The organism is Prauserella shujinwangii (assembly GCF_003001955.1).
GTDB classification, from domain to species: domain Bacteria; phylum Actinomycetota; class Actinomycetes; order Mycobacteriales; family Pseudonocardiaceae; genus Qaidamihabitans; species Qaidamihabitans shujinwangii.
Map to the genome: position 1 here is coordinate 20,110 of NZ_PVNH01000002.1, position 14,380 is coordinate 34,489.

Here is a 14,380-nt window from a genome sequence, read left to right on the forward strand (position 1 = left end):
CCCTAGTAGGCCATACGGCTTCTGGTGTGCCGGAACGTCGGGGGCAGCGCGGCCAGCACGAGCGTGAGCGGCCCGAGCACGAGGCCCGCGGCACGCGAGATGGCGTGCATCCCCTCCAGTTCGGCGATCTCCTCGAAGTAGTACCGGTACTCGCCGTGGATGACCATCGCCGGTTCGAGTGCCACCGCCCCCGCGGCGAGCACGGCGCCGACGATCAGCAGGACCAGTCCAGCCACGATCCGGAGCATCGTGAGCAGCGCGCCGGACAGCAGGAACACCGCCGCGGCGGCGTAACCCGAGAACAGCGCGAGCGCCGGGACGGTCAGCCGGTCGATCCCCACGTCGATGAACGTGGTGACCGGCACGTAGCCGATCAGCACGGCGAGGGCCAGCCCGGCGAGGGTGGCGAGCACCGCGGTGACCGCGCCCGGCCAGCGTCGTGCCGGTTCGCCGTCGGATCTGGACACGGCGGCTACCTTAGTGCGCGGCCGCCACCCCGGGTACCGAACAACGGGATGGCCCCCGGCGCGTGCCGGGGGCCATCCCGCGACTCAGGTCGTCACCACTGCTGCGGCGGCTGGCCGGGCTGCTGCGGCGGCTGGCCCGGCTGGCCGAACCCACCCGGATGGCTCGGCGGGCCGTAGCCGCCGGGCTGCTGCGGCGGCTGGCCCGGCTGCCCGAACCCGCCCGGCTGGCCGGGGGGCGGAGCGCCGTACCCACCCGGCTGCCCGGGCTGCGGGAAACCGCCGCTGGACGGGTTCGGACCGCCCGGCTGGCCGGGCTGACCCGGTTGCCCCGGCTGGCCGAACCCACCGGGCTGGCCGTAACCGCCCGGCTGGCCCGGCTGGCCGAAGCCGGGCTGCGGCGGCGGGAAACCCCCGCTCGGCGGGCCGGTGAAGCCGCCCGGTCCGCCGGGACCGCCCTGGCCGCCGCCGAGACCCACGTAGTGCGCGGTGGCCGGGATGAGGCCGAGCACGCCGACCGCGACGAAGATGATCCCGAAGACGAGGTAGAGCCACACGGTGCCGGGGCCGCCCAGGTCGTCGACCGCGTCGCCGAACCGGTTCCTGGCCTCGTCGGACACCGTGGTGCCCGCCATGATGAGCACCGCGAACAGCGCCATCAGCACACCGCCCGCGGCGATGACGATCGGCGCGATCTTCTTGAACACCGGCCCGAGCTTGCCCGCCAGCGCGATGAACACCCCGCCCGCGAGCGCCAGCAGGGAGCCGACCAGCACCATGATGAAGTAGAAGCGCAGCGTGCCGATCGAGGCGAAGCCGAGCTGCTCGAAGGCCTGCTCGATCTGCTCCTCGGAGACCCCCGCGCCGCCGGTGATGTCCCCGGTGACGTCGGTGACGTCGATGAGCGAGAAGATCACCGCCACCAGGCCGAGCACGCTCACCACACCGGCGGCGATCCAGCCGAACAGCGGGTTGCCGCCCCCGCCCGATGGCCCCTGCTGCGGCGGGAACCCGGGCGGCGGAGCGCCGTAGGGCCCCGGCCCGAACCCGGGCTGCTGCGGCGGTGCACCGAAACCGGGCTGGCCGAAGCCACCCTGCTGCTGCGGGTCGAAGCCGCCTGGCTGGCCCCCGAAGGCGCCGGGCTGGCCCGGCTGACCCGGCTGGCCCGGCTGACCCGGTGGGGGCCCACCGAAGCCCGGCTGGCCGAAACCGCCCTGCTGCTGGCCGAAGCCACCCTGCTGCGGGTCGAACCCGCCCGGCTGCCCGAAGCCGCCCTGGGGGTTCACCGCCGCGGGGTTGTCCGCGGCGCTCGGCGGCGGGGCGTACGGAATACCGGACGCGGGCTGCGAACCCGGCGGCACCAGCTGGGTGGACTCGGCGCCGGGACCGCCCTCGCCCTGGCCGCTCGTGCCCTGCCCGGCACCCGGCTGCACCACCTGCGTGGGCTCCGGGCTGTCGCCGAACTGCTGTTCCCCCTGCTGCGACTGCTGCGGCTGCACGACCTGCGTCGGCTCCGGCGAGTCGAACGCGCTGTCCTGCTGCTCGGGCTGTGGGCCACCCGGCGAGCCCTGCGGCGGCTGCTCACCACCCCAGGGCTGGTTCGGTGGCTGTGGAGCACTCATGTGGGTCTTGAACCCCCTTGACGAGGACCTGAATCAAACGGCTCGCGCACACGCTAGCGGATGAGCAGGGTGAACGCTCGTAACGCCCCGGCCCGCGATCGCGATGTACGGAGCTCTCCCCGATTCCCTCGTGTGTCGGTGCCTCAGTGTCCCGAGACGAAGGCGAGGAGGTCCTGCCGGGTCACCACGCCCGCCGGCTTGCCCCCGATCAGCACCAGGGCGCCGTCCGCCGAGGTCAGTGCCTTCATCGCGGATCCGACGGCCTCCCCGGCCCCGATCGTCGGCAGCGGCGGCGACATGTGCCGGTCGAGCCGGTCGGCCAGCTGCGCCCTTCCCGTGAACAGCGCGTCCAGCAGGTCCCGCTCGTTGACCGCGCCCACGACCTCCGCCGCCATCACCGGCGGCTCGGCGCTGACCACGGGCATCTGGCTCACCCCGAACTCGCGCAGGATGGCCACCGCCTCGGCGACGGTCTCGGTCGGATGCGTGTGCACCAGCTCGGGCAGCGAACCGTCCTTGCGCCGCAACACGTCGCCGACCGTGGCGCCGCTCGAGTCCGGCGAGAGAAAGCCGTAGGACGACATCCAGTTGTCGTTGAACACCTTGCCGAGATAGCCGCGCCCGCCGTCGGGCAGCAGCACCACGATCACGTCCTCGGGCCCGCAGCGTTGGGCCAGTTCCAGCGCGGCGCCCACCGCCATGCCGCAGGAGCCCCCGACGAGCAGCCCTTCCTCCATGGCGAGCCTGCGGGTCAGGGTGAACGAGTCGGCGTCGGAGATCGGGATGATCTCGTCGGCCACCTCGCGGTCGTAGGTATCCGGCCAGAAGTCCTCACCGACGCCCTCGACGAGATACGGCCTGCCGGTGCCGCCCGAGTACACCGAGCCCTCCGGGTCGGCGCCGACGATCCGCACCCGCCCCTCGGAGACGTCCTTGAGGTAGCGGCCGGTGCCGGAGATCGTCCCGCCCGTGCCGACGCCCGCGACGAAGTGGGTGATCCGGCCCTCGGTCTGCCGCCACAGCTCCGGGCCGGTCGAGTGGTAGTGGCTGGCCGGGTTCTCCTGGTTCGCGTACTGGTTGGGCTTCCAGGCGTCCTCGATCTCCTCGACGAGCCGGTCGGACACCCGGTAGTACGACTCGGGGTGGTCCGGCGGCACGGCCGTCGGGCACACCACGACCTCCGCGCCGTACGCCTTGAGCACGTTGCGCTTGTCCTCGCTCACCTTGTCCGGGCAGACGAAGACGCAGCGGTAGCCCTTGCGCTGCGCCACCATCGCCAGCCCGACACCGGTGTTGCCGGACGTCGGCTCGACGATCGTGCCGCCCGGCCTGAGCGCGCCCGAGGCCTCGGCGGCCTCCACCATCCGCAGCGCGATGCGGTCCTTCACGCTGCCGCCGGGGTTGAAGTACTCGACCTTCGCGAGCACGAGCGGTTCCAGGCCCTCGGTCAGGGCGTTCAGCTTGACCAGCGGGGTGTTGCCCACGAGGTCGATGACATGTTCGGCGTAGTCCACGACGCCCAGCGTAAACACTCGGCGACGGGACGGCGGCGACACCGGCAATACCCGGCGGGTGGGACTCCTGGAGGATTGTCGGCCCCTCCCCGCTGTGCTTAGCTCCCGGGACCATCTGTCGGCTCTCCGGATCACCAGAGGAGTCCGCTTGAGATCCCTCCCCAGAAACCGGCTGCGCACCGCGGTCGTCGCCGGGCTCACGTGCGCGCTGGTCGCCACCACGAGCGGCGTTCCCGCCTCGGCCGGACGCGGGGGCGACCGCCCCTTCTTCACGCTGAGCGTCCTGTTCACCAACGACATGGAGTCGGCCCTGCTCGGTGTGCCCGGCAGCGGCGGCGACGAGGGCCCGATCCTCGACGGCGGGGCCAACCCGTACGGCAGTCCCTCCCGCGTCAAGACGCTGATGGACGACCTCCGCGCGGAGGCGACCACCGGCAAACCGCGCCGCGGCCAGGCGGCGTGGCGCGGCGAGATCACCGTCTCCGGCGGGGACAACTTCCTCGCCGGGCCCGAGTTCTCCGCCAGCCTCGACCGGGGTGTCCCGTTCTACGACGCCCTCGCGGTGCGGGAGATCGGCTACGACGTCAGCGCGGTCGGCAATCACGAGTTCGACTTCGGTCCCGACACCTTCGCCGACTTCATCGAGAGCTTCGGCGGCTCGCTGCCGTTCGTCAGCTCGAACCTCGACTTCTCGGGTGAGCCCGTCCTCGACGCGTACACCAGGGACGGCACGATCGTCACCGGCAAGGTGCTCCGCGCGACCGGGCAGCGGATCGGCGTCATCGGGCTGACCACGCCGGAGCTCCCCGCCATCTCCAGCCCGCGCGGTGTGGCGGTCAGCGGTGAGCTGGCGGCGATCAGCAACGGGCTCGCCCGCGACTTCGCGCGGCGCGGCATCGACAAGGTGGTGCTCGTCAGCCACCTGCAGGACATCGACAACGAACTGGCGCTCGTGCCGCACCTGTCCGGTGTGGACGCGGTGGTCGGCGCGGGCGGCGGCGAGATCCTCGCCGACCCCGGCGACCGGCTGATTCCCGGCGACACCGCCGAGCGGGGGTTCCCGCTGTGGGCCGAGGACTCCGACGGTGACCGCGTGCCCGTGGTCACCACGACCGGGGACTACAAGTACATCGGCAGGCTGGTGCTGAACTTCGACCGGCGCGGCGAGGTGGTGAGCATCGACGAGGCGCGGACCGGTCCGGTGCGGGTGTCCGGCGTGGGGCCGGACGCGGTCACCGGGGACCCCACGGTGCGGGCCGAGGTGGAGAAGCCGGTCGCCGAGCACCTGGCGGGGCTGGCCGAGACGGTGGTGGCGACCAGCGAGGTTCCGCTCAACGGCGTCCGGGCCGACGTCCGCAGCAGGGAGACCAACCTCGGCAGCCTGGTCGCGGACAGCCTCCGCTGGGCCGGGCAGCGGCAGGCCGCCGAGTACGGCGTGACCCCGCCGCGGGTGGGCATCCAGAACGGCGGCGGCATCCGCAACGACTCGCTGCTTCCCGCCGGTGACATCACCGCGCTGAACACCTACGAGATCGCGCCGTTCGCCAACTTCGTGGCCGTGGTGCCCGAGGTGCCGAGGGACGTGCTGCGGCAGCTGCTGGAACGCGGTGTCGCGGCGGCCCCGAGCGCGGCGGGCGCGTTCATGCAGGTGTCGGGCCTGCGGTTCACCTACGACACCAGCCGCACGGCGCAGGTCGTCGCGGAGGGCACCAGCACGATCGTGACGCCCGGCGAACGGGTGCGCGACGTGGTGCTCGACGACGGCACCGTGCTCGTGGCCGACGGCGAGGTCGTCGCGGGCCCGCCGGTCTCGGTGGCGACGAACGACTTCTCGGCGCGCGGTGGCGACGGCTACCCGTTCGGCGACCTGCCGTTCACCTCGGTCGGCACCACCTACCAGCAGGCGCTGCAGCGGTACCTGGTGGAAGGCCTTTCCGGCACGGTGCCCGCCGACCGCTACCCGGAAGGCGGAACCGGCCGGATCACGGCACTGTAGGCAGCGTGGTCAGCCCCCAAGGCCACCTTGGTTGTGCCCACCCGTCTCCCACCGCCACCCCAACGGAGACGCTCCGCGGCACTGTGACCATCAACCACAACCAAGGTGGCCTTGGGGAACGGCGGCTACGATGGCACATAAGCAACCGCTTAGTGACCCGAAGGAGTGTCCGCCATGCCCGAAGCAGTCATCGTGTCCGCCGCCCGGTCGCCCATCGGACGGGCGGGCAAGGGATCGCTGGTGGACATGCGCCCCGACGACCTGGCGACGCAGATGGTCCGGGCCGCGCTCGACAAGGTCCCGCAGCTCGATCCCCGGGACATCGACGATCTCATGCTCGGCTGCGGCCTGCCGGGCGGTGAGTCCGGATTCAACATGGGCCGCGTGGTCGCCGTCCAGCTCGGCTACGACCACCTGCCCGGGTGCACGATCACCCGCTACTGCTCGTCGAGCCTGCAGACCACCCGCATGGCCCTGCACGCGATCAAGGCAGGCGAGGGTGACGTGTTCGTCTCGGCGGGCGTGGAGACCGTCTCCCGGTTCACCAAGGGCAGCTCCGACTCGTGGCCGGACACCCACAACCCGCTGTTCGCCGAGGCCGAGCGGCGGACCGCCGAACGCGCCGAGCAGGGCGGCGACACCTGGACCGACCCGCGCGAGAACGGCCAGCTGCCGGACGTCTACATCGCGATGGGCCAGACCGCGGAGAACCTCGCCCGGCTGAAGGGCATCTCCCGCGAGGAGATGGACGAGTTCGGCGTGCGCTCGCAGAACCTCGCCGAGAAGGCCATCGCCAACGGGTTCTGGGCCAAGGACATCACGCCGGTGACCCTGCCCGACGGCACCACGGTCGCCAAGGACGACGGTCCCCGGCCGGGCGTGACGATGGAGGGCGTGTCCGCGCTCAAGCCGGTGTTCCGCCCCGACGGCAGGGTGACGGCGGCGAACGCGTGCCCGCTCAACGACGGCGCGGCCGCCCTGGTGATCATGAGCGACACGAAGGCGAAGGAGCTGGGGATCACGCCGCTGGCGCGGGTCGTGTCCACGGGCGTGTCCGGCCTCTCGCCGGAGATCATGGGTTACGGCCCCGTCGAGGCGTCGAAGCGCGCGCTGGAGCGGGCCGGGATGTCCATCGGGGACATCGACCTGGTCGAGATCAACGAGGCGTTCGCGGCGCAGGTCATCCCGTCGTACCGCGACCTGGGCATCGACATCGAGCGGCTCAACGTCAACGGCGGTGCGATCGCGGTCGGCCACCCGTTCGGCATGACCGGCGCGCGGATCACCTCGACGCTGATCAACTCCCTGCAGCACCACGACAAGCAGTTCGGTCTGGAGACCATGTGCGTCGGTGGCGGGCAGGGCATGGCAATGGTGCTCGAGCGCCTCAGCTGACCCGCCCCGCGTGGCCGGAGGGGAGCGAGGGAGCCTTTACTACCGTCTGGCGGTAGTAAAGCTCCCTCGCTCCCCCGAGCGCCGGTCAGGCGACGTTCGCCTCCCGCGCGCACATGACCGTCGGCGGCTGCGAGTAGACGACCGGGAACGTGGCCTCGGTGCCCGAGCAGACCTCCTCGGGGCTGTCGGCGCTCGCGGAGATCTTCAGGAACTCGATCTCCGCGGCGGGGTCGGTGCACGCCACCCGCTTGTACCCCGCGGTGCTGGACGTGACGTCGGCGAAACAGTCGCCCTGCCTGGCGTTGATCATGAGGCACAGCGTGTCCCCGCCGGACAGCGTGATCTCGTCGTAGTCGCCCTCGGGGCAGATCCCGTTCGCACCGTCCACCTTGACCGCCACCTTGACCGTGGCGTCGTCCTCGGCGCAGTCCACCTTGCTCGGTTGCTCGTCCGGGTTCTGGGAGAACTCCGGCACGTGCAGGCAGTCGCCGACGTCGGCGCTGAACGCCGAGGTCCGGTACAGCTGCACGCCGACGAGGGCGGCGAAGCCGACCACGAGCAGCAGCACGACCGGCAGTCCGATCTTGAGCCAGAGCCGGCGCTTCCGGCGTGGCGGGTGCCCGCCGGGCGGCGGGCCGAAGTCCAGCGGTGGCCCGCCGTAGGGCGGTACGGCGCCCGGGGGAACCTGCCCCGGCTGCGGCGGCTGCCCCGGCGGCGGCCCGTAAGGCTGTGGCCCCGGTGGCCCCGGTGGCCCCGGTGGCGGCGCCCCGTAGGGTTGCTGCCCCGGCGGCGGCCCGTACGGTGGCTGCTGGCCAGGACCGGGCGGGGGCGGAAGCGACACCGGGAACCTCTCTCGCTTTGCGGACCTCCGGACGACAGCCGCCATCTAACACGGTGCGCACGGCCCGCCGGACAGCGCCCCTTCGGGTGATCGCGAACAGCGAAGGGCGCCCGGCCGGCCAGCCGGGCGCCCTTCGCCGGAGGTAGGAGCCGCTACTCGCTCTGGAAGTACGACAGCAGACGCAGGATCTCCAGGTACAGCCACACCAGGGTGACCATCAGGCCGAACGCGACGTACCACGCGAACTTCGCGGGCACGCCCGCCCGGATCGCCTGGTCGGCCATGTCGAAGTCCAGCAGGAAGCTGAACGCGGCGACGCCGATCACGACGAGGCTGAAGATGATCGCGAGCGTGCCACCGTCCCGCAGGCCCATGTTGACGCCGAACAGGCTCAGCACCAGGTTGGCGAGCATCAGCACGAGCACGCCGCCCAGCGCGCCGATCATCCACTTCCGGAACTTCGGCGTCACCTTCACCGCGCCGGTCTTGTACACGACCAGCATCACGACGAACACGCCCGCGGTGCCGAGGATCGCCTGCAGGGCGATACCCGGGTACAGCATCTCGAAGACGCCGGTGATCGCGCCGAGGAACACGCCCTCCGCCGCCGCGTAGGCCAGCGTCATCGGAGCGCTCGCGAGCTGCTTGAAGGCGATGATCAGGGCCAGCACGAGGCCGACCAGCATGCCGCCGATCATGGCGCCCATGACCGCGCCCATGCTGTCGGCGGCGACCTGCCCCTGAGCCCAGATCGCGGTGACGATGCCGACGAGCAGGGTGACGCCCAGGCTCGCGCCGGTCTTGACGACGACGTCGTCCACGGTCATCGGCCGGTCGGCAGCACCAGCGGGGGCCTGCGGCGGACCGTAGCCGGGTACACCGCCCTGCGGCTGGTTGAAGCCTGCGTAGCCGCCGCCGGCCACGGCCGTCCGCGGCAGATTGCGGAACGCGGGGTTGCTAGAGGTTCGCACCTGATCCTCCTGGATCTCCTGGCACTTGCTGTGGGTACAACGACCGCCCGTGCCGGCCGGTTCCCGTCGGTAAAGGCAACTTTACTCACATTGATCCACGTGAGCGCACGGCCGCCGCACCGATGGTACGGCGACGTCCACCCGGGGCGGGACACCGTCGCTGCTCACAGCGGGTAGGGGCCGGATCCACCCGGTGGCCTATTGCCCTGATCACTCCTTTCGAGACATTCTCACCTCGCGTGTCCGCGTCGTGACCGAACGCGTGTCGGGGATCTCATCGATCGAGTGCAGCCCGGGCTGCGCGGATGATCCACAGAAGGGGACAGCACCAATGGGGTGGACGACACGGCTGGTCATGGCGGTGCGCCTGCTGACGGTGGGCCTGCTCGGCGCGCTGTCGCTGGTCGCGCTCGCCCCGGCGGCGGGCGCCGAGGAACGGGAGGGCATCGGTCACCGGACCGAGCCGGGACAGTCCTGGGGCAACCGCTCGCGGGCCTACGACTGGCTGGGCACCTACGTCGTGCGCGGCGAGCACGTCTTCTGCGTCTCCTTCGCGCTCAAGGCGCCGGATACCGACGAGCGGTACGAACCGGGCGACGAGCTGCTGACCAAGTGGGGTGGCAAGCTGCCCGCCGACGTCGCCGCCGACATCTCCTACCTGCTGTTGCGCTACGGCGGCACGAAAAACCCGGACGAGGCCGCCGCACTCGCCCACCTGCTGCACTCGTGGACGGCGGCTCCCCGCACCCCCGCCGACCTCGACCCCGCGAAGCCGTACACCGAGATCGGCTACGACGTGCGGGGCCACCTCGAGAAGCTGCCCGCGGGCGCCCGCGAGGCGGTGCAGCGGCTGCGGGCCGAGGCCGCGGCCAACCGCGGCCCGTGGACGGCGGAGGTCACCCCGCCCGAGGCGGAGCAGACGATCGGCACCGCCGCCGACTGGACCTTCACCGTGCGCAACGCGAAGGGCGACGGAGTCCCCGGCGTGCCCGTCACGATGTCCCTCAGCGACGCTGAGCTCGCCGGGGACCAGCCCGAGACCGTCACCACAGGTGAGGACGGGACGGCGACGCTGCGGGTCGTCCCGACCGGTGAACGGCCAGCGGTCACCGGCACGCTGGCGGCGCCCGCCGAGCGGCCGTACGTCCGTTACCCGGTGGAGACCGGCACCCAGCGGGTGGTGTCGACCGGCGGCGAGACCGAGCTGACCGCCGAGGGCAGTGTCCCCGCGCGCACCCCACCGGGCGCCGTGCGAGTGGCGAAAGTGGACGCGAAGACCGGTGCCGGTATCGCGGGCGTTCCGCTGCGGCTGACGGCGGAGGACGGGGAGTCGCCCGCCACCGGTCAGGACGGGGAGCCGCTCGTCGGTGCGGACGGCAAGCCGGTGGTCGTCACCACCGAGGGAGCCGACGGCACGGTGCTGGTCGAGGACCTGGCCACCCCGCAACGGGTCTGCCTCGTCGAGGTCAGCCCGCCGAGCGGCTACGACGACGGCTTCGATCCCCGCGACCCGCCGTCGGTGTGCGGCGACCTCGAACCCGGCGAGACCCTCGCGCTGGAACTGGCGAACGCGCCGAACGCCGTGCCGAGGACCATCCCCGCGGGCGAGCAGACGGCGGTCGCCAAGGGAGCCACGACGTGGACCGCGCCGGTCGGCGCGCTGGCCGGTATGGGCGTGCTCGCGCTGACGGTGTCGCTGCTGGTCGGCTGGACCGCGCGCAGGCGGCTCGGACGGCGGTGATGACGAAGACGGGCCGCGGCCCGCGCGGTGACGTGCGGGCCTATCTGCTGGGCGCGGGCGGGCTGCTCGCCGTCGAGGCGGTGGTGGCCGGGATCCTGCTGCTGCCGCCCACGGTCGCGGTCGCGGGCAGTGCCGCACCCGCGCCCGCCGCCGCGGACTCCGGTCCGGCACCGGCCGCTCCCTCCGCCTCACCCACGGCCACCCGGCCACCGGCCGATCGCCCCGCCGACGCCCCGGGAAAGGCCGCGCCGGAGCCGTCCCGCGCCCCGGACCCGACCCGCGACACCGGGGACACCGGAAACGACAGGGACACCGGGGACACCGGGGACACCGCGCCCGCGGGGCAGCGGCCCGGCACCATCCGGCTGCCCGGCGGGGGCACCGCCGGACTCGTGCGCGAGGAGGTCGGTGCGGACGCCGTGCTGCCGGTGCCGGAGAACCTCGGGGAGGCGACCTGGTGGGGCGCGGGACTCGGTGCGCCGAGCGGAGCCAGCGTGTTCGCCGGGCACGTCGACTGGAACGGGCGGACCGGGCCGTTCGCGGAACTGTGGCGGATCGAGATCGGCGAACGGGTGACGGTGCGGGACGACGCGGGCAGGGCGTGGCACTACGCCGTGTCCCGCATCGTCACGCTCGGCAAGAACGAGCTGCCTGCCCGCGCCGACGAGCTGTTCGGCCAGGCGGGACCGCACCGGATCGTGCTGGTGACGTGCGGTGGCCGCTGGCTCGGCGGCACCACGGGATACGCGGAGAACCGGGTGGTCATCGCGGAGCCGATGTGACCCGCTCGTGAGTGAGAAACGTGGTTCTAACCATGTTTCTCACTCACGAGGCAAGGCAGAATCATCCCCATGCCCAGCTACCTCGTGACCGGCGCGACCGGACTGATCGGACGCCACTTCACCCGGCTGTTGCTCGCCCGCGAGGACACGGAGCGCGTCACCCTGCTCGTCCGCGAGCGGTCCCGCGACCGGCTCGCCACGCTGGTGCAGGACTGGCCGCATCCGGAGAAGGTCACGCTGGTGTCCGGCGACCTGGCCGAGGAGCACGCGGGCCTCGACACGACCACCCGCGACGGCCTGCGCGGGCACGCCGAGCACGTCGTGCACCTCGCCGCGCTGTACGACCTGACCGCCGACGACGAGGCCAGCTTCCGGGCGAACGTCGAGGGGACCCGGCACGTCATCGAGCTCGCCGCCCAGCTCGGTGCGCGGTGCCTGCACCACGTGTCCTCGGTCGCGGTGGCCGGTGACTACGCGGGCGTGTTCACCGAGGACATGTTCGACGCGGGCCAGCGGCTGGTGACCCCGTACCACCGCACCAAGTTCGAGGCCGAGCGGCTGGTGCGGGAACAGCAGGACGTGCCGTGGCGGGTGTACCGGCCCGCCGTCGTCGTCGGACACTCCGAGACCGGCGAGATGGACAAGATCGACGGGCCCTACTACCTGTTCAACGCCATCAGCAGGCTCACCGGTGTGCCGAACGTGCCGCTCGCCGGACCGGACATCGGGGACACCAACATCGTCCCGGTGGACTACGTGGCGAAGGCGCTGCTGGAGCTCGTCACCAAGGACGGTCTCGACGGCCGCGCGTTCCACCTGGTCAACCCGGAGCCGCAGCCGGTGGCCGCCGTCTACAACGCCTTCGCGAAGGCCGCCGGGGCACCGACCGTCGACCTCGAGTTCGGCGAGGGCATCTCGAAGAACCTCGTGCGCCTCGCGCGGCTGAGCGAGCACCTGCCCGGCGTGACCATCGCCAGGGACGCGGTGCTCGAACGGCTCGGCATCCCACCCGTGCTGCTGGAGACGCTGACCTTCCCCGCGGTCTTCGCGTCCGCGGACACCCGGCGGGAGCTGGCCGGGTCCGGGGTGGACGTCCCGCCGCTGGAGCGCTACGCCCCCGTGCTGTGGCGGTACTGGCGCGAGCACCTCGATCCGTTCCGGGCCCGCGAGCCCGGGCCGAGGGGCGAGCTGGACGGCCGCCGGGTGGTGATCACCGGCGCCTCGTCGGGCATCGGCAGGGCCACCGCGCTGCGGGTGGCCGCCGAGGGTGCGGTGCCGCTGCTGGTCGCCCGGCGCAGGCACGAGCTGGAGGAGGTGCGCGACGAGATCGTCGCCGCGGGCGGGCAGGCCTCGGTCTACCCGGCCGACCTCACCGACGAGGAGTCGGTGCGCAAGGTCGTCGACGCGATGCTCGCCGACCACGGCCGCGTCGACATGCTCGTGAACAACGCGGGCCGGTCGATCCGCCGCTCGGTCACGCTGTCCTACGACCGCTTCCACGACTTCGAGCGGGCGATGGCCATCAACTACTTCGGCGCGGTGCGGCTGATCCTCGCGCTGTTGCCGCACATGATCGAGCGCAAGTACGGGCACATCGTCAACGTCTCGTCGATCGGCGTGCAGGGCATCGCGCCCCGGTTCTCCGCGTACGTCGCGTCGAAGGCCGCGCTGGACTACTTCAGCAAGATCGTGGCGACGGAGACCCACGGCCACGGCATCTCGTTCACCACCATCCACATGCCACTGGTCCGGACCCCCATGATCCGCCCGACCAAGATCTACGACGCGTTCCCGACGAAGTCGCCCGAACAGGCGGCGGACATGGTGGTGCGCGCGCTGAAGAAGAAGCCGAAGCACATCGGGACCCCCGAGGGCTATCTCATCCAGGCCGCGTACGCGCTGGCGCCCGACCTCGTCGACGCGATCGCGTACCAGGGCTACCGGGTCTTCCCCGACTCCACGGCGGCGGGTGGCACCGGCGAGCTGCGGATCGGCAAGGGCGACCGGCACCTGTCAAAGGCCGCGGCCGCGCTGGTGAAACTGACCAGGGGCTTCCACTGGTGAGAACCGCCGGAACCGGGTGACCTGGCGGCGATGACGGACGGTGCGCGGGTACGGTCGGAGCATGGCTTCGGGAGACGACGCACTGCTGCCGCTGCGCACGGAGTTCAGCCAGGCCTGGCACGGGTTCGACCGCAACCAGGTGCTGCAGTACCTGGATCACGTCGAGGCCCAGCTGCGGCGGCTCATGTCCGATCGGGACTCCGCGACGGCACACGCGAACACGCTCGCGCGGGAACTGGAGAACGCCAGGCGGGAGATCGGGCGGCTGAACAACCGCGTCGAGGAGCTGAAGAAGCCGCCCGAGCGCATCGAGGACCTCGACGAGCGGATGCAGCGCACCGTCCAGCTCGCCAACGCCAGGGCCGAGGAGATCGTCGCCAGGGCGCAGGAGGCCGCCGAGAAGCACTGGGCGGAGAGCAGCACGGTGTCCGACAAGCTGCACGAGCGGTACATGAAGCTGCTCGAGACGCTGGACGGCCACGCCGACGCGCTGCAGCGCGAGCACGAGGACGCGCTGGCGGCGACCAAGGCCGAGGTGGAGAAGATGACCACCGACGCCGTGCGCAGGCGGGAGCGGCTCGACGCGGAGGCGGAGCACCGCAGGCGGCAGATCGAGCGCGAGTTCGAAGCCAGGATGACCGCCGAGCGCAACGCGCTGGACAAGTACATCGCCGACCAGAAGACGGCGAGCAAGAACCAGGCGGAACGGCGCATCGCGGAGGCCACCACCGAGGCGAAGCGGCTCGTCGACGAGGCCAACGCCACGGCGCGCCGGATCATCGAGGAGGCCCGCGCGGACGCCGAGCGGCGCACCACCGAGGCCAACGAGACCGTCCAGCGCCTGACCCGCATCCGCGAGGAGGCCAGGGCGCGGCTCAAGGAGGCCGACGCGGTGCTCAAGCAGGGCGAGTCCGCACTCGTGCCGGTCGAGGACGAGGACGCGGAGCTGGCGGACGTCCCGGCGTCATGAGTTGAGGAACGTGGTGCGAA

Annotated in this window: 11 protein-coding genes; 6 read left to right on the forward strand and 5 right to left on the reverse strand. The window is 72.0% G+C overall.

What is annotated here, in order from left to right; all coding sequences use genetic code 11:
- Positions 1 to 2: 2 nt before the first annotated feature.
- The 3 genes from B0I33_RS03375 to B0I33_RS03385 all read right to left on the reverse strand — a co-directional run bounded on the left by B0I33_RS03375 (position 3) and on the right by B0I33_RS03385 (position 3,600).
- A complete protein-coding gene (locus B0I33_RS03375) occupies positions 3 to 467 on the reverse strand; it encodes a hypothetical protein (RefSeq protein WP_106177057.1) in 465 nt (154 codons plus the stop codon).
- Between the two features lie 92 nt (positions 468 to 559).
- Positions 560 to 2,086, reverse strand: coding sequence for a hypothetical protein (locus B0I33_RS03380; RefSeq protein ID WP_106177058.1), 1,527 nt, complete (start codon positions 2,084 to 2,086; stop codon positions 560 to 562).
- Positions 2,087 to 2,229: 143 nt separating this feature from the next.
- Positions 2,230 to 3,600, reverse strand: coding sequence for a cystathionine beta-synthase (locus tag B0I33_RS03385; RefSeq protein WP_106177059.1), 1,371 nt, complete (start codon positions 3,598 to 3,600; stop codon positions 2,230 to 2,232).
- Between the two features lie 172 nt (positions 3,601 to 3,772).
- Here B0I33_RS03385 and B0I33_RS03390 point away from each other — a divergent pair, with 172 nt between their 5' ends.
- Both B0I33_RS03390 and B0I33_RS03395 read left to right on the forward strand, forming a co-directional pair.
- Positions 3,773 to 5,596: a bifunctional metallophosphatase/5'-nucleotidase gene (locus tag B0I33_RS03390; RefSeq protein WP_425440442.1), complete on the forward strand. Its 1,824-nt coding sequence runs from the start codon at positions 3,773 to 3,775 to the stop codon at positions 5,594 to 5,596.
- A 174-nt stretch (positions 5,597 to 5,770) separates the two neighbouring features.
- Positions 5,771 to 6,991 carry an acetyl-CoA C-acetyltransferase gene (locus tag B0I33_RS03395; RefSeq protein ID WP_106177060.1) on the forward strand — a complete coding sequence of 407 codons (1,221 nt, stop codon included), beginning with the start codon at positions 5,771 to 5,773 and terminating at the stop codon, positions 6,989 to 6,991.
- 85 nt (positions 6,992 to 7,076) lie between these two features.
- Here B0I33_RS03395 and B0I33_RS03400 read toward each other — a convergent pair whose 3' ends face one another.
- Positions 7,077 to 7,832 (reverse strand): LppU/SCO3897 family protein, encoded by a 756-nt coding sequence (locus B0I33_RS03400; RefSeq protein ID WP_245900421.1) that lies wholly within the window; start codon positions 7,830 to 7,832, stop codon positions 7,077 to 7,079.
- Positions 7,833 to 7,984: 152 nt separating this feature from the next.
- Entirely contained in the window at positions 7,985 to 8,803 is an 819-nt protein-coding gene (locus B0I33_RS03405) for a Bax inhibitor-1/YccA family protein (RefSeq protein WP_106177061.1), read from the reverse strand.
- A gap of 331 nt (positions 8,804 to 9,134) precedes the next feature.
- On the opposite strand from B0I33_RS03405, the gene B0I33_RS03410 reads away from it, so the two are divergent.
- From B0I33_RS03410 to B0I33_RS03425, 4 genes are all read left to right on the forward strand, one after another.
- Complete coding sequence (locus B0I33_RS03410) at positions 9,135 to 10,544, forward strand: MSCRAMM family protein (protein ID WP_106177062.1); 1,410 nt, start codon at positions 9,135 to 9,137, stop codon at positions 10,542 to 10,544.
- On the forward strand, positions 10,544 to 11,326 hold the full coding sequence (locus B0I33_RS03415; protein ID WP_106177063.1) for a class F sortase: 783 nt from the start codon (positions 10,544 to 10,546) through the stop codon (positions 11,324 to 11,326). Before B0I33_RS03410 ends, B0I33_RS03415 begins: the two co-directional genes overlap by 1 nt.
- Before the next feature lie 69 nt (positions 11,327 to 11,395).
- Positions 11,396 to 13,390: an SDR family oxidoreductase gene (locus tag B0I33_RS03420; RefSeq protein WP_106177064.1), complete on the forward strand. Its 1,995-nt coding sequence runs from the start codon at positions 11,396 to 11,398 to the stop codon at positions 13,388 to 13,390.
- Between the two features lie 61 nt (positions 13,391 to 13,451).
- Complete coding sequence (locus tag B0I33_RS03425) at positions 13,452 to 14,360, forward strand: coiled-coil domain-containing protein (protein ID WP_106177065.1); 909 nt, start codon at positions 13,452 to 13,454, stop codon at positions 14,358 to 14,360.
- The last annotated feature ends 20 nt before the right edge of the window (positions 14,361 to 14,380 follow it).

Coding starts and splice junctions, on each gene's coding strand:
- B0I33_RS03415 (WP_106177063.1), top strand. CDS start 10,544: ATGACGAAGACGGGCCGCGGCCCGCGCGGTGACGTGCGGGCCTATCTG.
- B0I33_RS03420 (WP_106177064.1), top strand. CDS start 11,396: ATGCCCAGCTACCTCGTGACCGGCGCGACCGGACTGATCGGACGCCAC.
- B0I33_RS03380 (WP_106177058.1), bottom strand. CDS start 2,086: ATGAGTGCTCCACAGCCACCGAACCAGCCCTGGGGTGGTGAGCAGCCG.
- B0I33_RS03410 (WP_106177062.1), top strand. CDS start 9,135: ATGGGGTGGACGACACGGCTGGTCATGGCGGTGCGCCTGCTGACGGTG.
- B0I33_RS03395 (WP_106177060.1), top strand. CDS start 5,771: ATGCCCGAAGCAGTCATCGTGTCCGCCGCCCGGTCGCCCATCGGACGG.
- B0I33_RS03425 (WP_106177065.1), top strand. CDS start 13,452: ATGGCTTCGGGAGACGACGCACTGCTGCCGCTGCGCACGGAGTTCAGC.